Annotated in this window: 22 protein-coding genes; 8 read left to right on the top strand and 14 right to left on the bottom strand. The window is 56.5% G+C overall.

Going from position 1 to position 24,348, the window contains the following annotated elements; all coding sequences use genetic code 11:
• The first annotated feature begins 156 nt into the window (after positions 1-156).
• The 4 genes from xseB (at position 157) to GNG26_RS04655 (ending at position 4,226) form a co-directional block, all read left to right on the top strand.
• Positions 157-399, top strand: coding sequence for an exodeoxyribonuclease VII small subunit (gene xseB / locus GNG26_RS04670; protein ID WP_103824033.1), 243 nt, complete (start codon positions 157-159; stop codon positions 397-399).
• The gene (gene ispA, locus GNG26_RS04665; RefSeq protein WP_103824032.1) at positions 400-1,299 is read left to right on the top strand and encodes a (2E,6E)-farnesyl diphosphate synthase; all 900 of its coding nucleotides are present in this window, start codon (positions 400-402) and stop codon (positions 1,297-1,299) included.
• 24 nt (positions 1,300-1,323) lie between these two features.
• On the top strand, positions 1,324-3,186 hold the full coding sequence (dxs, locus tag GNG26_RS04660; protein ID WP_156237923.1) for a 1-deoxy-D-xylulose-5-phosphate synthase: 1,863 nt from the start codon (positions 1,324-1,326) through the stop codon (positions 3,184-3,186).
• 65 nt (positions 3,187-3,251) lie between these two features.
• Positions 3,252-4,226: an aldo/keto reductase gene (locus tag GNG26_RS04655; RefSeq protein ID WP_103178465.1), complete on the top strand. Its 975-nt coding sequence runs from the start codon at positions 3,252-3,254 to the stop codon at positions 4,224-4,226.
• Positions 4,227-4,320: 94 nt separating this feature from the next.
• Here GNG26_RS04655 and thiL read toward each other — a convergent pair whose 3' ends face one another.
• The 5 genes from thiL to nrdR all read right to left on the bottom strand — a co-directional run bounded on the left by thiL (position 4,321) and on the right by nrdR (position 7,930).
• Positions 4,321-5,292 (bottom strand): thiamine-phosphate kinase, encoded by a 972-nt coding sequence (thiL, locus tag GNG26_RS04650; RefSeq protein WP_156237922.1) that lies wholly within the window; start codon positions 5,290-5,292, stop codon positions 4,321-4,323.
• Between the two features lie 78 nt (positions 5,293-5,370).
• The gene (nusB, locus tag GNG26_RS04645; RefSeq protein ID WP_032616814.1) at positions 5,371-5,790 is read right to left on the bottom strand and encodes a transcription antitermination factor NusB; all 420 of its coding nucleotides are present in this window, start codon (positions 5,788-5,790) and stop codon (positions 5,371-5,373) included.
• 21 nt (positions 5,791-5,811) lie between these two features.
• Entirely contained in the window at positions 5,812-6,282 is a 471-nt protein-coding gene (gene ribE / locus GNG26_RS04640) for a 6,7-dimethyl-8-ribityllumazine synthase (protein WP_039032362.1), read from the bottom strand.
• A gap of 90 nt (positions 6,283-6,372) precedes the next feature.
• Positions 6,373-7,476, bottom strand: a complete 1,104-nt coding sequence (gene ribD, locus GNG26_RS04635; RefSeq protein WP_156237921.1) for a bifunctional diaminohydroxyphosphoribosylaminopyrimidine deaminase/5-amino-6-(5-phosphoribosylamino)uracil reductase RibD — start codon at positions 7,474-7,476, stop codon at positions 6,373-6,375.
• Between the two features lie 4 nt (positions 7,477-7,480).
• Positions 7,481-7,930: a transcriptional regulator NrdR gene (gene nrdR / locus GNG26_RS04630; RefSeq protein ID WP_103178462.1), complete on the bottom strand. Its 450-nt coding sequence runs from the start codon at positions 7,928-7,930 to the stop codon at positions 7,481-7,483.
• A gap of 153 nt (positions 7,931-8,083) precedes the next feature.
• Here nrdR and GNG26_RS04625 point away from each other — a divergent pair, with 153 nt between their 5' ends.
• Positions 8,084-8,623 carry a DUF3251 domain-containing protein gene (locus GNG26_RS04625; RefSeq protein ID WP_156237920.1) on the top strand — a complete coding sequence of 180 codons (540 nt, stop codon included), beginning with the start codon at positions 8,084-8,086 and terminating at the stop codon, positions 8,621-8,623.
• 261 nt (positions 8,624-8,884) lie between these two features.
• Positions 8,885-9,769 (top strand): nucleoside-specific channel-forming protein Tsx, encoded by an 885-nt coding sequence (locus tag GNG26_RS04620; protein WP_156237919.1) that lies wholly within the window; start codon positions 8,885-8,887, stop codon positions 9,767-9,769.
• Positions 9,770-9,932: 163 nt separating this feature from the next.
• Here GNG26_RS04620 and GNG26_RS04615 read toward each other — a convergent pair whose 3' ends face one another.
• The 6 genes from GNG26_RS04615 to queA all read right to left on the bottom strand — a co-directional run bounded on the left by GNG26_RS04615 (position 9,933) and on the right by queA (position 16,884).
• Complete coding sequence (locus tag GNG26_RS04615) at positions 9,933-11,144, bottom strand: hypothetical protein (protein WP_156237918.1); 1,212 nt, start codon at positions 11,142-11,144, stop codon at positions 9,933-9,935.
• Positions 11,145-11,422: 278 nt separating this feature from the next.
• Positions 11,423-12,394 (bottom strand): protein translocase subunit SecF, encoded by a 972-nt coding sequence (gene secF, locus GNG26_RS04610; protein ID WP_114387795.1) that lies wholly within the window; start codon positions 12,392-12,394, stop codon positions 11,423-11,425.
• Positions 12,395-12,404: 10 nt separating this feature from the next.
• On the bottom strand, positions 12,405-14,252 hold the full coding sequence (gene secD / locus GNG26_RS04605) for a protein translocase subunit SecD (protein WP_103824021.1): 1,848 nt from the start codon (positions 14,250-14,252) through the stop codon (positions 12,405-12,407).
• Positions 14,253-14,277: 25 nt separating this feature from the next.
• Positions 14,278-14,610 (bottom strand): preprotein translocase subunit YajC, encoded by a 333-nt coding sequence (gene yajC, locus GNG26_RS04600; protein ID WP_032616800.1) that lies wholly within the window; start codon positions 14,608-14,610, stop codon positions 14,278-14,280.
• 22 nt (positions 14,611-14,632) lie between these two features.
• Positions 14,633-15,760 carry a tRNA guanosine(34) transglycosylase Tgt gene (gene tgt, locus GNG26_RS04595; protein ID WP_114315774.1) on the bottom strand — a complete coding sequence of 376 codons (1,128 nt, stop codon included), beginning with the start codon at positions 15,758-15,760 and terminating at the stop codon, positions 14,633-14,635.
• A 53-nt stretch (positions 15,761-15,813) separates the two neighbouring features.
• The gene (gene queA / locus GNG26_RS04590; protein ID WP_103824019.1) at positions 15,814-16,884 is read right to left on the bottom strand and encodes a tRNA preQ1(34) S-adenosylmethionine ribosyltransferase-isomerase QueA; all 1,071 of its coding nucleotides are present in this window, start codon (positions 16,882-16,884) and stop codon (positions 15,814-15,816) included.
• Between the two features lie 92 nt (positions 16,885-16,976).
• Here queA and acpH point away from each other — a divergent pair, with 92 nt between their 5' ends.
• Positions 16,977-17,558 (top strand): ACP phosphodiesterase, encoded by a 582-nt coding sequence (gene acpH / locus GNG26_RS04585; RefSeq protein WP_103824018.1) that lies wholly within the window; start codon positions 16,977-16,979, stop codon positions 17,556-17,558.
• A gap of 127 nt (positions 17,559-17,685) precedes the next feature.
• A complete protein-coding gene (locus tag GNG26_RS04580; RefSeq protein ID WP_040076949.1) occupies positions 17,686-18,288 on the top strand; it encodes a peroxiredoxin in 603 nt (200 codons plus the stop codon).
• A 43-nt stretch (positions 18,289-18,331) separates the two neighbouring features.
• Here the strand turns inward: GNG26_RS04580 and GNG26_RS04575 are convergent, their stop codons facing one another.
• From GNG26_RS04575 to malZ, 3 genes are all read right to left on the bottom strand, one after another.
• Positions 18,332-19,717: a DUF3999 domain-containing protein gene (locus GNG26_RS04575; RefSeq protein ID WP_156237917.1), complete on the bottom strand. Its 1,386-nt coding sequence runs from the start codon at positions 19,715-19,717 to the stop codon at positions 18,332-18,334.
• Positions 19,714-22,335 (bottom strand): DUF2339 domain-containing protein, encoded by a 2,622-nt coding sequence (locus GNG26_RS04570; RefSeq protein ID WP_156237916.1) that lies wholly within the window; start codon positions 22,333-22,335, stop codon positions 19,714-19,716. Before GNG26_RS04570 ends, GNG26_RS04575 begins: the two co-directional genes overlap by 4 nt.
• A 91-nt stretch (positions 22,336-22,426) precedes the next feature.
• Complete coding sequence (malZ, locus tag GNG26_RS04565; RefSeq protein WP_156237915.1) at positions 22,427-24,244, bottom strand: maltodextrin glucosidase; 1,818 nt, start codon at positions 24,242-24,244, stop codon at positions 22,427-22,429.
• Positions 24,245-24,348: the final 104 nt, after the last annotated feature.

Genomic DNA, 24,348 nt, shown 5'->3' with positions numbered 1-24,348 from the left:
ATGGAAAAGTACAGCAGCCCCTTTAACCGAAGGCTGCTTCCAGGCGCGCAAGTATACCACCATCAGGCGCCTCCTGTGCACATTGCGCGTTATTTGATAATTACCCTGAGTCCGATACCATATCAGGGATAAAAAACTGAGAGTCAGACATTCACTATGCCGAAGAAAAACGATGCACCCGCCAGTTTCGAAACTGCGCTGAGTGAACTGGAGCAAATCGTTACCCGTCTGGAAAGCGGCGACCTGCCGTTAGAAGAGGCGCTTAATGAATTCGAACGCGGCGTGCAGCTGGCGCGCCAGGGCCAGGTAAAGCTGCAACAGGCGGAACAGCGCGTGCAGATCCTGCTCTCCGACAATGAAAACGCTGCCACCACACCCTTCACCCCGGATGCCGAGTAGATGGATTTTTCGAACCAGCTTCAGGCGTGTGTCGAGCGAGCTAACGACGCACTGCGCCGTTTTATAGAACCACAGCCTTTTCAGAACACTCCACTGGTTGAGGCCATGCATTATGGCGCACTGTTAGGCGGTAAGCGCCTGCGTCCTTTTCTGGTCTATGCCACCGGCAGAATGTTCGGGATCAGTCTGGATACGCTGGATGCCCCGGCCGCTGCGGTGGAGTGTGTTCATGCCTATTCGCTGATCCATGACGATCTCCCGGCGATGGACGACGACGATCTGCGCCGCGGCCAACCAACCTGCCATATTAAGTTTGGCGAAGCGAATGCCATTCTGGCAGGCGATGCCCTGCAAACGCTGGCGTTTTCGATCCTGAGCGATGCACCGATGGTGGAAGTGGCGGATCGCGACCGTCTGGCGATGGTTTCGGAGCTGGCGATGGCCAGCGGCGTTGCCGGCATGTGCGGCGGTCAGGCGTTGGATCTGGAGGCGGAAGGCCGTCAGGTTAATCTGGAACAGCTGGAGCGCATTCATCGTCACAAGACCGGCGCCCTGATTCGCGCCGCCGTTCGTCTGGGGGCGCTGAGCGCGGGTGAGCGAGGACGCGAAGCCTTGCCGATTCTGGATCGCTACGCAGAAAGTATCGGTTTAGCGTTCCAGGTTCAGGATGACATTCTGGATGTCGTGGGCGATACTGCAACATTGGGTAAACGTCAGGGTGCCGATCAGCAGCTTGGCAAAAGTACCTATCCCGCCCTTCTGGGCCTTGAGCAAGCCCGACAAAAAGCCCGGGACCTGATTGCGGATGCCCGTCAGTCGCTTGAGCAACTGGCTGCGCAGTCGCTGGATACCTCGGCACTGGAAGCGCTAGCGGACTATATAATCCAGCGTGATAAATAACGAAAAAACCACGATGAGTCTCTGATGAGTTTTGATATTGCCAAATACCCGACACTGGCGTTGGTTGACTCCACCCAGGAGTTACGTCTGTTGCCGAAAGAGAGCCTGCCGAAGCTGTGCGACGAGCTGCGTCGCTATCTGCTCGACAGCGTAAGCCGCTCCAGCGGCCATTTCGCCTCCGGGCTTGGCACGGTGGAGCTCACCGTGGCGCTGCATTATGTCTACAACACCCCGTTCGATCAGCTGATCTGGGACGTAGGTCATCAGGCTTATCCGCACAAAATTCTTACCGGCCGCCGCGATAAAATTGGCACGATTCGCCAGAAAGGCGGCCTGCATCCGTTCCCGTGGCGGGGCGAAAGCGAGTACGACGTGCTGAGCGTCGGCCACTCCTCCACCTCGATTTCTGCCGGGATCGGGGTAGCGGTCGCGGCGGCTAAAGAGGGCAAACAGCGCCGCACCGTCTGCGTCATTGGCGATGGCGCGATCACCGCCGGGATGGCCTTTGAGGCGATGAACCACGCGGGTGATATCAAACCAGACATGCTGGTCATCCTCAATGACAACGAGATGTCGATTTCTGAAAACGTCGGGGCGCTGAACAACCACCTGGCGAATCTGCTCTCCGGCAAGCTCTACTCCACCCTGCGTGAAGGCGGCAAAAAAGTGCTCTCCGGCGTGCCACCCATTAAAGAGCTGCTGAAGCGCACCGAAGAGCACATCAAAGGCATGGTGGTTCCCGGCACGTTGTTTGAGGAGCTGGGCTTTAACTACATCGGCCCGGTAGACGGGCATGACGTACTGGGGCTGGTCTCCACGCTGAAAAACATGCGCGACCTGAAAGGCCCGCAATTCCTGCATATCATGACCAAAAAAGGTCGTGGTTATGAACCGGCGGAAAAAGATCCGATCACTTTCCACGCAGTACCTAAGTTCGATCATACCAGCGGCTGCCTGCCAAAAAGCAGCGGCGGCATGCCGAGCTATTCGAAAATCTTCGGTGACTGGCTGTGCGAAACCGCCGCCAAAGACAGCAAGCTGATGGCTGTGACCCCGGCGATGCGCGAAGGCTCCGGCATGGTCGAGTTTTCCCGCAAATACCCGACCCAGTATTTTGATGTCGCCATTGCCGAGCAACATGCGGTGACCTTTGCCGCGGGCCTGGCAATTGGCGGTTATAAGCCGGTCGTGGCGATCTACTCCACCTTCCTGCAGCGCGCCTACGATCAGGTGATCCACGATGTTGCGATCCAGAAACTGCCGGTGCTGTTCGCCATTGACCGGGCGGGCATTGTCGGTGCCGACGGCCAGACGCACCAGGGGGCGTTCGATCTCTCCTTCTTGCGCTGTATCCCGGATATGGTGGTGATGACCCCGAGCGACGAGAACGAATGTCGTCAGATGCTGTTCACCGGCTATCACTATCAGGATGGCCCAACGGCCGTGCGTTATCCGCGCGGTAACGCGGTTGGCGTTACTCTCGAGCCGCTGGCAAAACTGCCGATTGGTAAAGGCGTGGTTAAGCGTCGCGGTGAAAAGCTGGCGATCCTCAACTTCGGTACGCTGATGCCGGAAGCGGCAAAAGTGGCGGAATCCCTTAACGCGACGCTGGTGGATATGCGCTTTGTGAAACCGCTCGATGAGGCGCTGATCCTGAAGATGGCATCTGAGCACGAAGCACTGATCACACTCGAAGAGAATGCGATTATGGGCGGCGCGGGCAGTGGCGTGAACGAAGTGCTAATGGCGAAGCGTAAAGTTGTGCCTGTTCTGAACCTCGGCCTGCCGGATCACTTTATTCCGCAGGGCACCCAGGACGAAGCACGGGCCGAAATCGGCCTGGATGCCGCAGGTATCGAAGCGCGCATCGCCGCCTGGCTGGCATAATCCCTCCCCTTTCCGCTCCTGCTATGCTTAACGGTACGTTTTAAGCAAACAGCAGGAGTGGAACCATGCAATACAATACATTAGGAAAAACGGATCTTAAGGTTTCCCGTCTTTGCCTGGGCTGCATGACCTTTGGTGAACCGGACCGGGGTAAACACGCCTGGACGTTGCCGGAAGAGAGCAGCCGTCCGATCATCAAACACGCCCTCGAAGGCGGCATTAACTTCTTTGATACCGCCAACAGCTACTCCGACGGCAGCAGCGAAGAGATCGTTGGCCGGGCGCTGCGCGATTTTGCCCGCCGCGAGGAGGTGGTGGTTGCCACCAAAGTTTACCATCAGGTAGGCGATCTACCGGAAGGCCTCTCCCGGGCGCAGATCCTGCGCTCCATTGATGACAGCCTGCGCCGCCTGAATATGGAGTATGTCGATCTCCTGCAGATCCACCGCTGGGATTACAACACCCCGATCGAAGAGACGCTGGAAGCGTTGAACGACGTGGTCAGGGCAGGCAAAGCGCGCTATATCGGCGCGTCGTCAATGCATGCCGCGCAGTTTGCCGAAGCGCTGGCACTACAGGAACAACACGGCTGGGCACCGTTCGTCACCATGCAGGATCACTACAATCTTATTTATCGCGAAGAAGAGCGGGAGATGCTGCCCCTCTGCTACCAGCATGGCGTGGCGGTGATTCCATGGAGTCCGTTGGCGCGCGGGCGTTTAACCCGTCCGTGGGGCGAAACCACTGCCCGCTCGGTATCCGATGAATTTGGCAAAACGCTGTATGACGAAACCGAGGCCAACAATGCGCAAATCGCTGAGCGCTTAACGGGCGTTGCCGAGGATCTTGGTGTAACGCGCGCCCAGGTGGCGTTGGCATGGGTGCTGAGCAAACGGGGCGTAGCCGCACCGATTATCGGTGCCTCGCGGGAAGAGCAGCTGGATGAGCTGATCAACGCCGTGGATATCACCCTGACGCCGGAGCAGATTGCCGAGCTGGAGACGCCATACAAGGAGCATCCGGTGGTGGGGTTTAAATAAAAAAGCCCGGTGGCGCTGCGCTTACCGGGCCTACATGTGTGTTCGTAGGCCGGGTAAGGCGAAGCCGCCACCCGGCGCAGCAGACCGCACAAAACTAAGCGAAGTGATCGTACCCTTTCCAGTCGAGCGTCACCGGCTCGCCGTTCTGCACAAATTGCAGTCCTTCACTTTCCGGCATAATCTGGCCGATACAGGTAAACCCTGCCCCCAGATTGGCTAACGCCACATCCAGCGTGCCGCGGTTCAGCTCGGGTACGGTAAAGCACAGCTCATAATCTTCCCCGCCGGAGAGCGCCCAACGCAGCGCCTGCTCTGGCTCCACATGCCTGCGCATCGCCTCAGAGAGCGGGAAGAGATCGAGGTCGATCCGCGCGCCCACGCCGCTGGCTTTCAGGATATGCCCCAGATCGGAGATCAGGCCATCGGAGAGATCGATAGCTGAACTGGCGCGATCGCGCAGCGCCTGACCGTGCAGAATACGCGGCGTCGGGCGCAGATGGCGTTGCACGAAATAGGCCGCGTCATCGACGTTTTCTACCATCAGGCGCTTCTGCAAAATCGCCAGCCCTGCCGCGCTGTCACCCGGCGTACCGGTGACATAAATCCAGTCGCCCGGCTTCGCGCCAGCGCGTTTCAGCGCGCGGCCTGCTGGTACGTAACCGTGGATCGCCAGGGTCATCGACAGCGGCCCGGCGGTCGTGTCGCCGCCGATCAGCTGCATATCGTAGTAGTTAAGCTGTTCAAACAGCGCGTCGCTGAAGGCTTCAAGCCAGCTTTCATCGACCTCTGGCAGGGTCAGCGCCAGGGTTAACCACGCCGGATCGGCCCCCATTGCCGCCAGATCGCTCACGTTTACCGCCAGCGCTTTGTACGCCAGATCGGCAGGATCAATATCCGGCAGGAAATGGTTACCGCACACCAGGGTGTCGGTGCTGATCGCCAGCGTCTGTTTTTCGGGAATATTGAGAAGTGCACAGTCGTCGCCGATGCCGGTTTCCACATCGCGACGCGAGCTTCTGACTCGGTCAAAATAACGGGCAATCAGGGAAAATTCGCCACATGCCATACGTTATGCCTCAGCAAAGAAAATAAAAAAACCGGAGCCCGCACCACCCAAAGGCAGTACGACACTCCGGCTTGCGGATCACTTTTTACGGGGACGGATCGCAGGTGCAGCTTTATCCAGCACGCCATTCACAAATTTGTGGCTGTCTTCAGCACCGAAGGTTTTCGCCAGTTCGATCGCTTCGTTGATGGCCACTTTGTAAGGCACATCGTCACGTTTAGACAACTCAAACAGTGCGATACGCAGCACCGCTTTTTCAACCTGGCCCAGCTCTTCGAGCAGACGGGACAGGTACGGCTTCATCAGACCGTCGAGATACGCGCTATTAGTCGCCACTCCCGACAGCAGTTCACGGAAGTACACGACGTCAACGTCTTTGACGTCTTGTTCCGCCAGGAACTGGTATTCAACATCAGCGATGTCGTTCTGGGACAACTGCCAGGAGTAAAGTGCCTGAACGGCACATTCACGGGCGCGGCGACGAGCAGCAGGTTTCACGGAATTCCCCTTACAAAAAAATCAGGCCTTGATGGCTTTCAATACATTGATCATTTCAAGCGCGGTCAGTGCAGCTTCTGCACCTTTGTTACCGGCTTTGGTGCCAGCACGTTCGATGGCTTGTTCAATACTTTCAGTGGTGAGTACGCCGAACGCGACAGGAATTTCTGCATCCTGCGCCACGTGCGCCAGACCGTTGCTTGCGCCACCCGCAACATATTCAAAGTGCGCGGTACCGCCACGAATCACCGTACCCAGTGCGATTACCGCATCGTATTTGCCGGTTTTCGCCAGTGCGCCCGCTGCCAGTGGCAGTTCGTAAGCACCCGGAACCCAGACAACGGTAATGTTTTCGTCTTTCACCTGGCCGATACGTTTCAGGGCGTCAATCGCGCCATCCAGCAGGCTGTCGTTGATGAAGTTGTTGAAACGCGCAATGGTGATGGCGACGCGAGCGTCCGGGGTAGCAACGGCTGCTTCAATAATGTTCATACTCTTCCTTAACGGGTTCATTTGGTGGCCCCGCAGGGGGGCGGATTTTATCATAATATTTTGCGCACTGCTTCCCTATTTAGGCAAGCCTTACGCGGTGGTCAGGTGAAGACAGACATCCGGCCCAACCGGACGTATTTCGCTGAAGCTAAATGCCGGTGCATCCGCCAGTTTTTCCAGCCCTGGCAAGGCGCACAGGCCGCGCGCGTCGCTGCCTAACAGTTTAGGCGCAAGATAGACGATCAGCTCATCCACCAGCCCCGCCTGCAACAGCGCCCCGGCGAGCGTCGGGCCAGCTTCGACCCAGATACTGTTGATCTGCTGTTTGCCCAGCAGCATCATCAGCACCACTAAATCGAGATGTCCTTTATGCTCCGGCACCAGAATGCTGCGCACGCCTTCCGGCCAGCTGCGCGCATCTTCCTGAGTGCGGGCAAACCAGGTCTCGCCTGGCTGCTGCGCAATGCGGTGCTCAGGGGTAACAAGATTCTGTCGGTCGACCACAATCCGCAGCGGCTGGCGTAAATTCTCTTGCGGATAGAGTGCCTGAGTATCCGCGTTTAGCTCATCCCAGCGCACGGTCAGCGCAGGATCGTCGGCCAGCACGGTGGCATGCGTGGTGAGGATAGCATGGCTTTGCGCGCGCAGACGTTGCACATCGCGCCTTGCCTGTGGGGAGGTGATCCACTGGCTTTCACCGCTGGCCATTGCCGTGCGGCCATCCAGCGACGCGCCAAGTTTTAACTGCACGTAAGGGAAACCGGTCCGCATCCGCTTGAGAAAACCTTTATTCAGGCGTTCGGCTTCACTCATCATCAGGCCGTGGCTGACCTCGATCCCAGCCTCCTGAAGGCGGTACAGACCGCGCCCGGCTACCTGCGGATTAGGATCCTGCATCGCCGCCACAACCCGTGAAACGCCAGCGGCAATCAGGGCATCGCAGCAAGGCGGGGTTCGGCCATGATGGCTACAAGGCTCCAGCGTGACGTAGGCGGTTGCGCCCCGCGCCTTCTCGCCGGCCATGCGCAGGGCATGGACTTCGGCATGCGGCTCACCGGCACGGTAGTGAAAACCTTCCCCGACGATCTCGCCATCCTTCACAATGACGCAGCCGACATTTGGATTGGGATGGGTGGTAAAACGCCCGCGTTGCGCCAGCTTGAGCGCTCGCGCCATGTAAATCTCATCCAGCATGGGCTTAATCCTGTAGGCGGGCGATCTCTTCGCCGAACTCTTTGATATCTTCGAAACTGCGATACACGGAAGCAAAGCGGATATAGGCAACTTTATCGAGCTTTTTGAGCTGCTCCATCACCAGGTTGCCGATCATTTTACTCGGCACTTCGCGTTCGCCGGTGGCGCGCAGCTGGGTTTTGATGTGATTAAGCGCCATTTCAACGTCATCTGCGCTCACTGGCCGTTTTTCCAGTGCCTTAAGCATCCCGCTGCGCAGTTTTTCTTCGTTGAACGGTTCGCGGATGTCGTTACTTTTCACCACACGCGGCATCACCAGCTCTGCCACCTCAAAGGTGGTGAAACGTTCGTTACACACCAGGCACTGCCGACGGCGGCGCACGGACGAGCCCTCTCCCACGAGTCGGGAGTCGATTACTTTGGTATCCACGGCGAGACAGAATGGGCAATGCATACGGTGTCCTGACTATCGGGTTGACTGAACTCTATTTTACCCCGAACTGGCCTCACAACAAAGAAGGAGCGTTTTTGAGATAAAGGATCTATACGAACGTCTGCGTCGTTGACTACCCTTAGCAGAATCCGATATTTCAGGGAAATAATTGCCATGACAAGACGTTACCTGAGGATCCTGCTGGTGGGAAGCCTCTTTAGCCTCAGCGCCTGCGCGCAGCAAAGCGAAGTTCGTCAGATGAACCAGAGCATCAGTTCGCTGAATACGACCATGAACAAGCTCAACCAGGAAACCGTCAAAATCACCCAGCAGAATGCGCTGAACGCTAAATCGACCAGCGGCGTCTATCTGCTGCCAGGGTCAAACACCCCTGCCCGACTGAACAGCCAGATAGGCACGCTGCGTATGTCGCTGATGAATGTTGCGCCTAATGCCGATGGCACCCGGGCCACGCTGCGCATCCAGGGCGAATCCAACGATCCGCTGCCAGCATTTAGCGCCACCGTAGAGTGGGGCCAGATCCAGGGCACGACCGACAGCTTCCAGGAGCTGAACGTTCAGACCCAGCTCATTAATGCTCCGGCCAGTGTGCTGGCACCCAGCGATGTTGATATTCCACTGCAGCTTAACGGCATGACGCCCGATCAGCTCGGCTTTATCCGCATCCACGATATTCAGCCCGTCGCGCGATAATCCCCCTGCGGAACGTGTTCGCGTTCCGCTCCCTTCTTTGGTTACAAACATTGGCAACAGAAATGTTTGCTATTACAATCCGCTCCGTCAAAAATACGCAAACGTGAACGCAATCGATTACGTATGTGAGAGAACTGTGAAACAACACATATTTTTGTGAGCAAGGATTCCTATAATAGGCTCCCAGAAACACGAAATATTTAGAAACGCAATTCGCGCCTTTTTCACTCCCGTCAGGGATTTCAAATCAGTGGCATTATTATGAAAAAAACATTACTCGCAGCCGGTGCAGTCCTGGCGCTCTCTTCTACGTTCTCTGTGCAGGCAGCGGAAAACGATAAACCAGAATACCTCTCCGACTGGTGGCACCAGAGCGTTAACGTCGTCGGCAGCTATCACACCCGTTTTGGACCGCAGATCCGCAACGATACCTACCTGGAATACGAAGCGTTTGCCAAGAAAGACTGGTTTGATTTCTATGGTTACATGGATGCGCCGGTCTTCTTCGGCGGTAACACTGACGCCAAAGGTATCTGGAACCACGGTTCCCCACTGTTCATGGAGATCGAACCACGCTTCTCTATCGACAAGCTGACCGGCACCAGCCTGGCGTTTGGTCCGTTCAAAGAGTGGTACTTCGCGAACAACTACATCTATGACATGGGTCGTAACAAGTCCGGTCGCCAGAGCACCTGGTACATGGGTCTGGGTACTGACATTGACACCGGTCTGCCGATGAGCCTGTCCATGAACGTCTATGCGAAGTACCAGTGGCAGAACTATGGCGCGGCGAACGAAAACGAGTGGGATGGCTACCGTTTCAAAGTGAAATACTTCGTGCCAATCACCCAGTTGTGGGGCGGTAACCTGAGCTATATCGGCTTCACCAACTTTGACTGGGGTTCAGATCTGGGCGACAACGATTTCCGTGACCTGAACGGTAAGAAAGCGCGCACCAAAGACTCTATCGCCTCCAGCCACATTCTGGCGCTGAACTACGATCACTGGCACTACTCTGTTGTTGCCCGTTACTGGCACAACGGTGGTCAGTGGAACGACGACGCAAGCCTGAACTTCGGCGACGGTGACTTCAGTGTTCGTTCTACCGGCTGGGGTGGTTACCTGGTTGTGGGTTACAACTTCTGATCTGTTCCAGAAGACTAGCTTGAAAACAAAGCACCGGACGAAATGCTCGTTCGGTGCTTTTTTATGACAATACCGGTCTGCTAAAAAGTAAATGGACTGAGCCAATAGCTAATCGCCAGTAAAATCGCCACACACAGACAGCGTCGGGGGAAGGTTGAGAACATTACCAGATCTCCTGCACGTAACCGGAACGCTGTCGTTCTTTGCGTAATTTTTCAAGCTGCTTACGCAGACGTAGCCAGTAAGACACGCGTTTTGAGCACAAGCGGGTAAGTTGAATCGCCAGGTCACTTGCCCCGAGAAGTGCGCCACAGCACATGAAGATGACTGAAATCAGCGTCTCAATCGCCCTGCCGATAGCATGCCAGTTCCAGTGGAATTCACCCGCGCTCAAGGCAAAGCCAGCCCCAAACAGCAATGCAATCACCAGCATGCAAGGGGCGAAAATGAACAGAACAGAATGATAAAATGCCGCGACGCTTTGATCGCTGCGATACCAGTTTCCGTTAGTGATATAACAGCTGCCGTCAGTATAGTTATAGATACCGACTGCTTGATTACTGTGGTGGTTAAAAATAGTTAACAGGTGGTCGCCAACGCCGATAAAAGGCGCATGCACTTTATAGAAAAAGGGCAAAATTTTATTCATCTGGCTACGCCATGTCGGATCGCCCATTCGCCAGTTCAGTGATAACGGCCTTCCCTGACAAACATACACGAGCGCTATGCCGGAGTTATCAGAAATGTATGATGTCCACTCCCCCCCTCTGACCGCAGTGACCTGATGTTTTATCTCACTCAACTGCGGGCCAAAATCAGAGAAACCTTTTGGCATCGCATCAGGAAACGGCAGCGTTAACAACGAACAGCCAATATCTTTGCAAAATGCCGTATCACCGCGTTTTGCCTGTTCCAGCCTTTTCAGTAGTTCTCTAACGCGCGGTGAAGTTCTCAAACACACGGCATGGAGATCCTCCAGACCATAGGTGAGCAAGATCATCGTGACAACGAAAAACAGCAGCATCATCAAATAACCTGATGTAAACATCATCGAGGCGGAAACAAAAAATACTGTGACGCTGGTAAATAGACGGATAAGAGGAAGAGGTAAGGCTGGGCGTGCACCCGCCGTATTTAACGTTACAGCGCCGTCTGTAATCCAGTCAATCCAGTAACTTCCATCGTTTAAACGATGGGTACCCATAAAGATCTGGCTGCCCGGCTTTAACAGGTCAAAGTTGACATTTTCATCAAAAAAAGACTTATCAGTATAAAAAGTATGCTGAGGTGTTATCAGGCGCAGATAGCTGCTTTTGGGATGGTTGACCGCAGTAAAACCGTGAAACTGCAAAGTGAAATAGTGCGTATTTTTCATTAACTAACATCCGTGTTAAACGTGCAAAAAGCATCCATGATTTTAAGTCGTATGGCGAAGCTATCGCATCACTAACAGGTTCCGACGCAGCATCACCCACAGAAAATTGTTTTAACGCTTTGTCGCGATAGCCGCTTTCCAGCCGCGTAGAATTTTGGGGAGTAATAGCCAGAGGTGTATCAAACGCTGGAGCAAACCCCGTTGTACGTTGCCCTGTTTTATTAATGATAAAAAAAACCGCAGCACTGAGGCTACGGTTTTTTTAAGCAGAGGCCGGGTTACGGCAGAATAGACGGCTGATCCGCCCCTTCTTTTTCGACTTTCTGCTGGAGCAGGTGCTCGCGCTTCATGCCGAGTTTCAGTGCCAGTGCGGACGCCACGTAGATGGATGAGGCCGTACCAATGGAGACACCGATCAGCATGGTCAGCGAGAAGCCTTCCAGAATCGGACCGCCGAAGAGATACAGCATCAGGATCACCATCAACGTAGTCCCGGAGGTGATCAAGGTACGGTGCAGCGTCTGGGTCAACGACACGTTAAAGATTTCGTACGGCGTACCGCGACGGATCTTACGGAAGTTTTCACGGATACGGTCCGATACCACGATACTGTCGTTCAGCGAGTACCCGATAACCGACATCAACGAGGCCACAATGGTCAGGTCGATCTCGATATGGAACAGCGACAGAACGCCCATGGTGATCACCACGTCGTGCGCCAGAGCGATAACCACCCCGGCAGCCAGACGCCATTCGAAGCGGAAGCCGACATACGCCAGGATACAGAGCAGCGCCACCAGCAGCGCCATCGCACCGGTCTGGGCCAGATCAGCACCCACGCTCGGGCCAACGAATTCGATACGTTTTACCGTCGCATTCTGGCTGGTCGTTTCGTTAATCACGGTCACGACCTTGCTGCCCAGCTCCTGGCTGCCGTTGGCATCCTTCACCGGCGGCATACGCACCATGATGTCACGGCTGCTGCCGAAGTTCTGCAGCAGCGGCTCTTCAAAGCCCGCTTTTTGCAGCGACTCGCGCATCTGGTCCATATCGACCGGTTTTTCCAGGGTGATCTCAATTACCGTACCACCGGTAAAATCGAGACCCCAGTTAAAGCCCTTCACGCCGATGATGGCGATGGACAGAATCAGCAGAAAACCTGATATGCCAAAGGCCCAGTAGTCCCAGCGCATAAAGTCCCAGACTTTACGGCCGTAGTTCAATTGTTCAACAGTATATTCCTGTGCCACAACGCACTCCTCAGATAGACAGCTTTTTAACGCGCTTGCCGCCGTACAGCAGGTTCACGATGGCACGGGTGCCGACGATAGCGGTAAACATTGACGTTGCCACACCAATACCGGTGGTGATAGCAAAGCCCTTGATCGCGCCGGTACCCACTGCATACAGGATAATAACCTTAATCAGTGTGGTTACGTTCGCATCAAAGATGGAGCTGAAAGCGCCACGGTAACCTTCGTCAATCGCCTGTTGGACTGAGCGACCGTTGCTCAGTTCCTCTTTAATACGTTCGTTTATCAGTACGTTGGCGTCGACCGCCACCGCAAGGGTCAGAACGATACCCGCAATGCCTGGCATGGTCAGCGTTGCCCCCGGCAGCAGGGACATAATGCCGACAATCAGCACCAGGTTTGCAATCAGCGCAGAGGTCGCAATCAGACCAAACTTCTTGTAGAAGAAGACCATGAAGATGATGGAGATTGCCAGACCCGCCAGACACGCTTCCAGACCCTGAGTGATGTTCTGCATCCCAAGGGTTGGACCGATGGTACGCTCTTCAACAATCTGAATTGGCGCAATCAGCGCACCGGCACGCAGCAGCAGCGACAGCTGACGGGCTTCGTTCGGGTTGTTGATACCGGTGATACGGAAGCTGTTACCCAGGCGAGACTGGATATTGGCGATGTTAATCACCTCTTCCTCTTTCACCAGAACCGCACGACCGTTGGCATCTTTTTTACCGCTGTCTTTGTACTCCACGAACAGGGTCGCCATCGGCTTACCGATATTGTCCTTGGTGAAGTTAGACATGATGTTACCACCCGCGCTATCAAGCGAGATGTTAACCTGCGGCTGGTTGTACTCATCCTGGCTGGAGGTGGAGTCAGTGATGTGGTCACCGGTCAGGATCACACGCTTGTACATCACAACCGGCTGGCCTTCACGGGTCTGTTTCACTTCAGAGTCGCCCGGAACGCGGCCAGATGCGACAGCAGACTGATCGACGTTGGTGTTAACCAGACGGAATTCCAGGGTCGCGGTTGCGCCGAGAATCTCTTTGGCACGCGCGGTATCCTGGATACCTGGCAGTTCAACCACGATACGGTCAGCACCCTGACGCTGTACCAGCGGTTCAGCAACGCCGAGCTGGTTTACACGGTTACGCAGGATGTTGATGTTCTGCTGAACCGCGTATTCACGCGCTTCTTTCAGACGCTCATCGGTCATTACCGCACGCAACTGGTTGCTGCCCTGAGAAGAGAGCACCAGGTCACGATGACGCTGGGTCAGATAATCCATCGCCTGGTCGCGGGCATTGCTGTCGCGAAACGCGATGCTCATCCCGTAATTATCTTCCTTACGCACGGTGGTGTAAGGGATGCCTTTTTCGCGCAGATCGCTACGCAGGCTGTCGATATTTTGTTCCTGGAGTTTGCCCAGTGCGGTTTCCATATCCACTTCCATCAGGAAGTGAACGCCGCCACGCAGGTCGAGACCGAGTTTCATCGGCTCAGCGTTGATAGCAGCTAACCAACGCGGCGTTGCAGGAGCAAGGTTCAACGCCACGACATATTTATCACCCATCACGCCCATCAGCGCTTCACGAGCGCGGAGCTGCGTGTCGGTGGAGTCGAAGCGAGCAAGAATTGCGCCCTCTTCCAGTGCCACAGACTTAGCGGTAATTTTTTCTTCTTGTAAAGTTTTCTGGACCTGGATCAGCGTTTGCTCACTGGCGGCGACGCCGCGCGCGCCAGTGATTTGAACAGCCGGATCCTCACCATACAGGTTGGGAAGCGCATACAGCAGGCCGACGACAATGACGACGACCAGCATGACGTACTTCCACAAAGGATAACGGTTTAACACGGCAGTTCCCTTTGGGAAAAGTTAATTACAGCGCTTTCATGGTGCCTTTCGGCAGAACGGCAGCAACGAAGTCACGTTTGATAACCACTTCAGTGGTATCGTTCAGTGCGATAACGATATAGCCGTTATCAGCGACTTTGCTTACACGACCTACCAGACCACCGTTAGTCAGCACTTCATCGCCTTTCGCGATGGAGTCCATCAGCTTTTTGTGCTCTTTGGTGCGCTTCTGCTGTGGACGCAGGATCATGAAATAGAAGATCAGACCGAACACCACCAGCATCAGAATCAGAGACATCGGGCTGCCCTGCGCCGGTGCACCTGTTGCCGCTACCGCATCAGAAATAAAAAAGCTCATTAAATTTCCCTCATTAAATAAATTAATCAACGTTCAAAGGTGGAACATCCCGACCCTGTCGTTGGTAAAAATCGGTCACGAAGCTCTCTAATTTACCCTCTTCAATAGCCTTGCGTAAACCAGCCATTAAGCGCTGGTAATAGCGAAGGTTATGAATCGTGTTGAGACGCGCGCCCAGTATTTCATTACAACGATCAAGATGATGCAAATAGGCACGAGAATAATTGCGACAGGTATAGCAATCGCACTCGGCATCGAGTGGGCTGGTGTCGCTTTTATGCTTCGCATTACGGATTTTTACCACGCCATCGGTCACGAAAAGGTGACCATTACGGGCGTTGCGGGTCGGCATAACGCAGTCGAACATATCAATGCCGCGACGTACGCCTTCAACCAGATCTTCTGGTTTACCGACGCCCATCAGGTATCGAGGTTTATCTGTTGGAATTTGCGGGCAAACATGCTCCAGAATACGGTGCATATCTTCCTTCGGCTCCCCTACAGCCAGACCGCCGACAGCGTAGCCATCAAAACCTATCTCTACCAGACCTTTAACAGAGATATCGCGTAAATCTTCGTAAACGCTGCCCTGAATAATGCCAAACAGCGCATTTTTATTGCCGAGGCTATCAAAACGGTCGCGGCTGCGCTTCGCCCAACGCAGCGACATCTCCATCGAGCGCTTGGCATAGTCCCAGTCCGCCGGGTATGGCGTACATTCGTCGAAGATCATCACGATATCGGAGCCGAGATCGTACTGAATCTCCATTGATTTTTCAGGATCGAGGAAAATCGGGTCGCCGTTAATCGGGTTGCGGAAATGTACACCCTTTTCGGTGATCTTGCGGATATCACCCAGGCTGAAGACCTGGAAGCCGCCGGAGTCGGTCAGAATCGGTCCTTTCCACTGCATAAAGTCATGCAGATCCCCGTGCAGCTTCATGATCTCCTGACCAGGACGCAGCCACAGGTGGAAGGTGTTACCGAGGATAATTTGCGCGCCAGTGGCTTCAACTTCTTCCGGCGTCATCCCTTTTACGGTGCCGTAAGTACCCACAGGCATAAAAGCGGGCGTTTCTACTACGCCACGATCAAACACCAGGCGGCCACGGCGAGCGCGACCATCGGTGGTATCGAGTTCAAATTTCATTTTTTCTCCTGCACCAGAAAAACAGTCCGGCGCGTTAAACCAGTGCCGCGGACTTATTCCCCGACACGTTCATTCAAAGCCTGCGGATTGTACGTGATAAACATCGCGTCACCGTAGCTAAAAAACCGATATTTTTGTTCTACCGCAGCCTTGTAAGCATTCATGGTGTTTTGATAACCCGCAAATGCCGATACCAGCATGATCAGGGTCGATTCCGGCAAATGGAAATTCGTTACCAGCGCGTCGATCACCTGATATTGATAACCTGGATAGATGAAGATTTGTGTGTCGCCAAAGAAGGGTTCGATCAGATCGTTTTTGGCGGCCTGGGCTGCGCTTTCCAGTGAGCGAACCGAGGTGGTGCCGACGGCAATCACGCGATTACCGCGCGCTTTCGCTGCCAGTACCGCATCCACAACCTCCTGCGGCACTTCGGCATATTCGGAGTGCATGATGTGATCTTCGATGCTGTCCACGCGCACCGGCTGGAAGGTCCCCGCGCCGACGTGCAGCGTGACGAATGCCATCTCAATGCCTTTTGCGCGCAGTTTTTCCAGCAGCGGTTCATCAAAGTGCAGGCCTGCGGTCGGCGCTGCTACCGCGCCAGGCTTCTGGCTATAGACGGTCTGATACAGCTCGCGGTCGGCCTCTTCATCCGGACGCTCAATGTACGGCGGCAGCGGCATGTGGCCGATGCTGTTGAGGATATCCAGTACCGGACGCTCATCGTTGAACTGCACTTCAAAGAGCGCATCGTGGCGCGCCACCATGGTGGCATTGATGCTCTCGTCATCCCCCAGTAGCAGCTCCGCGCCCGGCTTCGGTGCTTTGGAAGCGCGAATATGTGCCAGAATACGTTTATCATCGAGCATTCTTTCGACCAGCACTTCAATTTTGCCGCCGCTGGCTTTACGGCCAAACAGACGGGCCGGGATCACACGGGTGTTATTGAACACCAGCAGGTCGCCCGGGTTGAGCTTGTCGAGCAGATCGGTGAAGGTACCGTGCGTCAGCGCACCCGTCGGCCCATCCAGCGACAATAAGCGACAGCTACTGCGCTCCGGCATAGGATAGTGGGCAATCAGGGACTCGGGTAAATCAAAAGAGAAATCGGCGACGCGCATGGCATATACTCGTGACTTAAAAACAGGCGGCTTAGTCTAGTGCTCACACCTCTTTGCTGCAACAACTAGCCTCGCTTCGGATAACGAATCGCATGAATTTTCTCGCTCACCTGCACCTCGCTCATCTCGCTGACAGCTCCCTTTCCGGCAACTTGCTGGCCGACTTCGTGCGCGGCAACCCCGCTGAGGCGTATCCCGCCGACGTGGTGGAAGGCATCTTCATGCACCGCCGGATTGATGTCCTCACCGACAACCTGCCCGAGGTCAAAGAGGCAAAGGAGTGGTTCCGCCCGGAGACCCGGCGCGTAGCGCCCATTACGCTGGATGTGATGTGGGATCACTTTGTCTCCCGCCACTGGGCTCAGCTCTCCCCGGAGATGCCGCTGCCGGAGTTTGTCCGCTACGCCCATGCGCAGGTGGCGATCATTTTGCCCGATTCACCGCCGCGCTTTGTGAATCTGAATAGCTATCTGTGGTCGGAGCGCTGGCTGGAGCGCTATAGCGAGATGGATTTTATACAGCGGGTGCTTAACGGCATGGCCAGCCGCCGTCCGCGTCTCGATGCCCTGCGCGACTCCTGGCAGGATCTGGATGCCCATTACGACGCCCTGGAGACCCGTTTCTGGCAGTTTTATCCGCGGATGATGGAACAGGCGAAACATAAGCAGCTTTAATATAAATGTGATTGATAGGTAAAAGCTGGGTTAACGATTGTCAACGCCTCTTTGTCTTTCAGGTGAACACTCTCTATACTGGCCCGCGTTGCGTTCTAAATAACCTTAGTAATTACAGGAGAATCATATGGTTCTGGTAACTCGTCCGGCTCCGGATTTTACAGCTGCCGCTGTTCTGGGCAATGGTGAAATCGTTGAAAACTTCAACTTCAAACAGCACACCAACGGTAAAGCCACCGTTCTGTTCTTCTGGCCGATGGACTTCACCTTCGTTTGCCCGTCTGAGCTGATCGCGTTCGACAAGCGTTACGAAGAGTTCCAGAAGCGTGGCGTGGAAGTGGTTGGCGTCTCCTTCGACTCTGAGTTTGTACACAACGCATGGCGTAACACCCCTGTCGACAATGGCGGCATCGGTCCAGTGAAATACGCGATGGTTGCGGACATCAAACGCGAAATCCAGCAGGCTTACGGTATCGAGCATCCGGACGCGGGCGTTGCCCTGCGTGGCTCCTTCCTGATCGACGCGAACGGCATCGTGCGTCACCAGGTAGTGAACGATCTGCCGCTGGGTCGTAACATCGACGAAATGCTGCGTATGGTTGACGCACTCCAGTTCCACGAAGAGCACGGTGAAGTGTGCCCGGCTCAGTGGGAAAAAGGGAAAGAAGGTATGAACGCGTCTCCAGACGGCGTTGCTAAATACCTGTCTGAGAACGTATCCAGCCTGTAATTGGCACGGTTTACGAAAAAGGCCCGCTTATGCGGGCCTTTTTTTATGCCTTACGCTGCGTCTCCCGCCAGATACGCCAGGCCATACCGGCCAGCAAAATCACGCCCGCAATCAGCACGCCCCACACCAGCAGCGTGGTCATCCTGCTCTCCCGCTCGGCCGCGGAGGTGGCGGTCAGACGCCCCTCGCCGCCTAAGGCGACATTATCCTGAATGTCAGCCTGCGGCAGGTTTGCCATATCATAGGTTTTGCGCAGATCGGCAGGGATCAGCATGTCGGGCTGCACGCTGGCAGGCTTTGCCGCTCCGTTGCCCCAGGCAAGCACGTACGGCGCTTTCCCCTGCGCGTTGAACACCAGGTCATAACGGTCGCGATGCCCCGTGACGCTCGGCAGGTATTCTGGCAAACGCGCATTCAGCGTCGTGATTTTCACCGCCTGCACCAGGCCCCCGTTAAGCGAAACCGGTGCAGACATTTTCCCTTCCAGACGGTAAAGGACCTCTTTTTTCAGCGGGTGCCATGCCTCTTTTTCGCTACTCCGCCACGCTATCTCCACGGGAAGCACGCCATCGCCATTCAGTGAGATGCTGACAGCACTTAGCGGCTGCGGCCGCGTCCAGTGCCACTGAACTTCACTTGTTGATAACTGTTCTCCTTCCCCCTCCAGGCTGATCTCTTCCGGGGCCGCCTGCGCAGGTGCGCTAATTGCGTTTACGCCGGTCAGGGTTATCTCCTGGCTCTGCGTATTCAGCACCACCATAAGATAGCGATTCGCATCGGGAGATAAAACCATATCGGTATCGATCCGATCGAGCTTAAGGCGATCCTGGCCGCTGACGACGTCCAGCAGGGGCATACCCTCGCGCAGGGTATACCACTGCTTAAGATCCTCGCTGTAATAGACCGACGCCGTTCCCTGCCACGGCGTCTGAGGACTATTCCAGAGCAGCTGCAACTGGGACAGGGCCATCTCGCCCGTCGTCTGCTCCGGCAAGGTCAGCAGATAATGTTGCCCGGCTGCGGCGGCTTTTTGCCCCTCGAGCACAATCTCTACGCCGTTTCGGGAGCGGAGCAGGATTTTATCGCTATCCGCATCCCCGCGCGCAGGTGCAAGCGGCGAGGCGTTCAGAGGAAAGAGGCGAAGTGGTGTGGATTGCACTGACGCCTGCGGACGCGTCGCGGTGACCAGGCTGAAGGGAACCGGCTCGCCCGATTGATTAAAGACACGGACATCATGCAGATCGGGTGACGTGCTCTGCTCATAGACGGCAAGCGGCAGCATCACCCGATACCACTGGGAAGGGACGGACGTATCCAGTGAACGTCCAAAGGCATAGTCCCGGGGCGATTCCGTTTGTCCCTCGTCGCAAAACGCCGGGCCGGAAAGCGCCAGCAGCGCGCTACACGCTACCGCTTTCATCCATTTCATTTTTCATCTCCTGTTTTGGGCGGCAGCGGTGAGAAGTAACCTACGATCAGTACCAGGATCGCCACGCCGATAAACGCCACCGCACGCGACAGACCGCCTCCGCCCGCGCTGTCTACCAGCATCAATTTAACCATCACGACACCCAGCAGCGCAGCGCCGCAGAGCCACTCCTGCCGGGAAGCCCGACGGGTGGCATGGATCATGACCACCAGCGCGCTCAGCATCCAGAACAGGGCAAAACAGGTCTGGACAAGCCGGGAATCCCACAGCGAGGCCATATTCCAGGCCACGTCGCCATACCAGGCCAGCGCGCGCATTAGCGCCCCGTTAAGCCACCAGAAGCCAAACGCCATAAGCGCGACGGCAGGCCACGGGCGGGCTTGCGAAAGCAACGCGGGGTAGTAACGATCCACCGCCCGATAAAAGACCACCAGCCCCAGCAACGCGAACGCGGCACCTTCCTCAAGCGGGTTCACCAGCGGCAGCCAGGTCTGGCGATAGACCACGCCGTCCTGGAAATTGGTCACGACCAACAACACCAGCAACGCCACGACAACAGGGATCGGTGCCTGGCAGGCGTAAAGCGCAGGCCATTCCCGGAACGGCCACCCGCGACGCCGTACCGCCGCAGAGAGCGCCATAATCAAACCGCCACCCGCGGCCATCGCCAGTCCACTCCCCCAGGCCGCCATTCCCCACGGTAGCGAACGGGCAAACCAGTAAAGCTCGGCGGCCAGCGCCAGTAAAATCATCCAGAACAGGGACAGATGCAGCCCCATCGCGATGCGCGGCTGGAGCCTTTCACCGTCGCGCCGCAGCAGCATCAGTGCGGCAGGAAGCGCAACGCACCAGGCCAGATTTGACCAGCCAGCAGCAAAGACCAGCTGATGCCAGAGCTGATAAGCCACCATCAGCAGCATCAGCGGCCAGAGCAGCCATTTGCTGGCATCCAGCTCCCGCCACGCCAGACGAGCGGCAGCCTGCCGCCAGCCCCAGACCGACGCGGCCGAGAGCGCCAGCACGCCTGCCAGAACGGATAATTCCTGCTTCAGCATCAGCTGTGACGCCCCCAGCAGCGCCACTATCCAGAACAGTAGCCCGCCGGCCAGCAGTACCCAGCTGACGGGCAGAACAATTTCCCGCCACAGCCAGGCCGCAGCCAGCCAGCAAAGGCTGAGGACGGCGAAGATAAGCAGCAGGCTCAGCGACGTAACACCGTTCGTTTGCGCCCACAGCGCGCTACCCAGCGCTAGCACCAGCAGCGCCGTCCCGCTATAGCTCATGCGCCGCTGCTGCTGTTGCAAGCCCAGCCAGAGGATACCCAGCCCCTCCAGCGCCCAGGCCATTGCCGTCCAGCGCGCCGACAGCGCCAGCGGAATGGCGAGCGTGGCAAATCCGCCGCCGATCGCCAGCGCCGCCATGACCAGCGGCCGTCCGAGGGAGGGATAGCGCCGCAGCGCGAGGAACGCCAGCGAGAGGTAAAACGCACCGTACCCCAGCGCGCTGAGCGCCGGGCCGTAGGTCCAGTGCTGAGTCATGCCGTACTGCATTCCAAAACCAACCAGCGGCGGGGAAAACAGCAGCACGCCGTCGATAATCTGCTTCCCTTTCTCCTGCGCCCGCAGCGACAGCGCCACGCTCAGCACACCGAATATCAGCGTATTGGCAATCAGGAACAGCTGGCAGACCCCATAGTCTTCAGGTCGGTAGTCGTTCAGTCCCCAAAGGCCACCCACGCCGAATGTAAACAGCAGCCCGAGCAGATTCAGCTCGCGCCAGTGTTGCCAGATACTGATAGCGAGAATGCCGATGGAAAGCAGGAGGTAGAAAGAGAACAGCGCCACAAAGCTGCCGCCTCCGGTAGACAACAGCAGCGGCGCAAGATACCCACCGAGACTCGCAAGCATAGCGAGGCTCAGGGCCCTCTGCAGCACCGCCAGCCCGACGCTCGCCGCGCAAATGACCACCAGCAGCGCAAAGGCCAGCGTCATCGGCAACATCTGCCAGAGCCGGAAAGCACCAAAGACGGTCAGATAGAGGATGCCTGCCGCTCCACCCTGGAGGATCAGCGAATAGACGCGCTGTCTGTGCCGCAGCCGCCACCCGAGGGCCAGCAGAACCATAGCAAGCAGCGCCGTCGCGGCCAGGCGCAGCTCAAGCGGGAAAAGGGCGTGCTCGACGGTATAGCGCAGGAGGAATGAAAGACCGAGAAAAAGCAGCAGGATCCCAAGCTTCGCCAGCGGATTGCCCTGCATGAACCAGCGCACCAGCGACGTCAGTATGCCGCCAAAAGCAGAAGGCTGTTTTGCCGCGGGCGCGGGAGCCGGAGCGGTTGCGGGTTCTGCCGCGGCAGCGGGAATATCCGGGCGCCAGGGGTCGACAGGCGCGGGCGCGTCGTCAACTACCGGCTCAGCCACGGCCAACGGAACAGCGACCTGTTCAAGCTCCGGCGCTTTCTCCGCCACGCCGCGCTGCTCAAGAGCCTCAATGCGCTGGCGAAGCCGGGCGATCTCCTGTTTCGCCGCCGTGCTTCGATTAAATCCGATAACCGCAAGCACGGGCGCAACCACCAGCGCAAAAATCAGGAACAGACAGCCAAGGATGTAAAGCTCGTCCATGTTTCCACCTTCACCGTTAACGATCCGTTAAGATTGACACAAATCGTTGCATTTACGCCATCTTAAAAGGTGGGAACCGTTCCGCCCGATATTAACTACCGAACCAGACCGCAGCGGAGATTGCCTGAAGCGTGAGCACGCCGTCCTGGAACGTCGCTTTACCCTCTTTGCTCTTCCACGTTTTCCCCGCCAGCAGGGGTGAATCTTCCAGCACCACTTCGCAGGCCTCGCCCCGGTTAATCGCCACCAGCACACGCTGCTGATTATAGACGCGAACAAACACCACCACGTTATCGTGGGCGTAGACCACCTGGCAGCCGCCGTAGCGCAGCGCCTGACTCTGTTTGCGCAGTTTAATCAGCCGCTGATAAAGCGTGAACAGCACTGAATCCTGCCTATCAGTCTCCCACGGGAAAGTCTTACGACAGAACGGATCGTTATTGCCGTCCAGCCCTACCTCGTCCCCGTAGTAAATGCATGGCACCCCAGGCCAGGTAAACAGCCAGGTGACCGCCAGCGGCAGGCGGGCGACATCCTTACCGAGCAGCGACTTAAAGCGGGCGGTGTCATGGCTGTCGAGCTGGTTAAACATGCGTAGCTGCTGCTGATGCGACAGGCTGGCGCGGTAGTTATCCATCCATTTCACGCAGGTTTCCGCGTCGATGTGCTGCGGATCGTAGGAGATATCGGTGTTGGCAAGGAAACCCCACAGTGGGAAGGTGAAGCCGCGGTAGTTCATCGCCGAATCTTCTGCATCGGCCTGCAGCCACTGGCGGGCGTCGCCAAAGTGCTCGCCAAAGACGAAGGCCTCCGGATTGGCCTGCTTCGCCGAACGGGTGATCCCGGTAACATGCTGTAGATTATGGCGCGCCCCACCCTCTTCTCCGAGCATATGCACCACATCCAGCCGCCAGCCATCCATATTCCACGGCGCTTTCAGCCAGTGACGAACAATACTCTCCTCGCCGCCGTAGATCTCGTTCACCACGCCTGACGACTGATAATCCAGCTTCGGCAGGCTGGCATAGCCCAGCCAGTCGAGGGCGCGGCCCTCGTCGTCAAAGCTGTACCAGTCGCGCTGGGGCGAGTCCGGGTTATGACAGGCGCCGCCGGTTCCGCGGTTGTGGCGATCAAACCAGGCGTGGGAGTCCCCGCTGTGGTTAAACACCCCGTCCAGGATCAGGCGCATTCCCTCCCGTTGGGTATTCTCCCGCAAGCGTAACAGGGCCTCATCGCCGCCAAACCGCTCATCCACGTGGCGGTAATCTTCGGTGTCGTATTTATGCACGCTGGGGGCGACAAACACCGGATTGAGGTAGAGTGCCGTGACGCCGAGTTTTTTCAGATAAGGCAGCTTTTCACTGATGCCGTCGAGATCCCCGCCGTAAAAGGTGGAGCCCCCCGCATGGGCGGTGACCGGTTCGTCCCACGCGCGGAAAATCGTCTCATGGCCTGCGGCATGGTGATAATACGTTTTGTCCAGCTCAGGGTTGCGCCGCTGGCTGCGGGCAAAGCGGTCCGGGAAGATCTGATAGAAAACCTGCTCGACCACCCACTGCGGCCCGGCATCCGGGTAATCAATGGCGAACTGCTCCAGCCGCGCTGGCGGAAAGCGGCTGAAGCCCTGCGGGGTGAACCACAGCTGGCGGTTATGCCAGAGCATTTTAAAGCTGTAGCGGTGCCGCGGCTGCCCTTTCGTCGTGTCAATGGTCGCCCGCCAGGCAGTGACGCCGGGCTGCGGCTGGCTGCGCTGCTTATGCATCGGCAGCGAGGTCTCTTCATTATCGAATTCAGCGCGAAGCGTCACCCGCTCAGGCAGGTTTTCCCCTGTCAGCCACAGGGTGATGACAAGTTTGTCGTTGTTTTGTTTAACAAATGGGGCAACCGGCAGGTGCCATGCATTCAACATCTTTTATCCCCTTTCCCAGAAATGAGGCCACCTTGCCACAGGGTAGTTGATGTTCCCTCCTCATGGAGAGATTTATTGGGGGAGGAGGAAGGGGGAGGAGAAAA

The sequence above is a fragment of the Leclercia sp. J807 genome (genome assembly GCF_009734465.1).
In the GTDB taxonomy this organism is placed as follows: Bacteria; Pseudomonadota; Gammaproteobacteria; order Enterobacterales; family Enterobacteriaceae; genus Enterobacter.
Note: the sequence above shows the minus strand (reverse complement) of the source record. Positions and strands in the feature narration are given on the sequence as shown.

Excerpts from the sequence above, each read along its gene's own strand:
- xseB (WP_103824033.1), top strand. The coding sequence starts at position 157 with ATGCCGAAGAAAAACGATGCACCCGCCAGTTTCGAAACTGCGCTGAGT.
- ispA (WP_103824032.1), top strand. The coding sequence starts at position 400 with ATGGATTTTTCGAACCAGCTTCAGGCGTGTGTCGAGCGAGCTAACGAC.
- dxs (WP_156237923.1), top strand. The coding sequence starts at position 1,324 with ATGAGTTTTGATATTGCCAAATACCCGACACTGGCGTTGGTTGACTCC.
- GNG26_RS04655 (WP_103178465.1), top strand. The coding sequence starts at position 3,252 with ATGCAATACAATACATTAGGAAAAACGGATCTTAAGGTTTCCCGTCTT.
- thiL (WP_156237922.1), bottom strand. The coding sequence starts at position 5,292 with ATGGCATGTGGCGAATTTTCCCTGATTGCCCGTTATTTTGACCGAGTC.
- ribE (WP_039032362.1), bottom strand. The coding sequence starts at position 6,282 with ATGAACATTATTGAAGCAGCCGTTGCTACCCCGGACGCTCGCGTCGCC.
- ribD (WP_156237921.1), bottom strand. The coding sequence starts at position 7,476 with ATGCTGGATGAGATTTACATGGCGCGAGCGCTCAAGCTGGCGCAACGC.
- nrdR (WP_103178462.1), bottom strand. The coding sequence starts at position 7,930 with ATGCATTGCCCATTCTGTCTCGCCGTGGATACCAAAGTAATCGACTCC.
- GNG26_RS04625 (WP_156237920.1), top strand. The coding sequence starts at position 8,084 with ATGACAAGACGTTACCTGAGGATCCTGCTGGTGGGAAGCCTCTTTAGC.
- GNG26_RS04620 (WP_156237919.1), top strand. The coding sequence starts at position 8,885 with ATGAAAAAAACATTACTCGCAGCCGGTGCAGTCCTGGCGCTCTCTTCT.
- GNG26_RS04615 (WP_156237918.1), bottom strand. The coding sequence starts at position 11,144 with ATGAAAAATACGCACTATTTCACTTTGCAGTTTCACGGTTTTACTGCG.
- yajC (WP_032616800.1), bottom strand. The coding sequence starts at position 14,610 with ATGAGCTTTTTTATTTCTGATGCGGTAGCGGCAACAGGTGCACCGGCG.
- tgt (WP_114315774.1), bottom strand. The coding sequence starts at position 15,760 with ATGAAATTTGAACTCGATACCACCGATGGTCGCGCTCGCCGTGGCCGC.
- queA (WP_103824019.1), bottom strand. The coding sequence starts at position 16,884 with ATGCGCGTCGCCGATTTCTCTTTTGATTTACCCGAGTCCCTGATTGCC.
- acpH (WP_103824018.1), top strand. The coding sequence starts at position 16,977 with ATGAATTTTCTCGCTCACCTGCACCTCGCTCATCTCGCTGACAGCTCC.
- GNG26_RS04580 (WP_040076949.1), top strand. The coding sequence starts at position 17,686 with ATGGTTCTGGTAACTCGTCCGGCTCCGGATTTTACAGCTGCCGCTGTT.
- GNG26_RS04575 (WP_156237917.1), bottom strand. The coding sequence starts at position 19,717 with ATGAAATGGATGAAAGCGGTAGCGTGTAGCGCGCTGCTGGCGCTTTCC.
- GNG26_RS04570 (WP_156237916.1), bottom strand. The coding sequence starts at position 22,335 with ATGGACGAGCTTTACATCCTTGGCTGTCTGTTCCTGATTTTTGCGCTG.
- malZ (WP_156237915.1), bottom strand. The coding sequence starts at position 24,244 with ATGTTGAATGCATGGCACCTGCCGGTTGCCCCATTTGTTAAACAAAAC.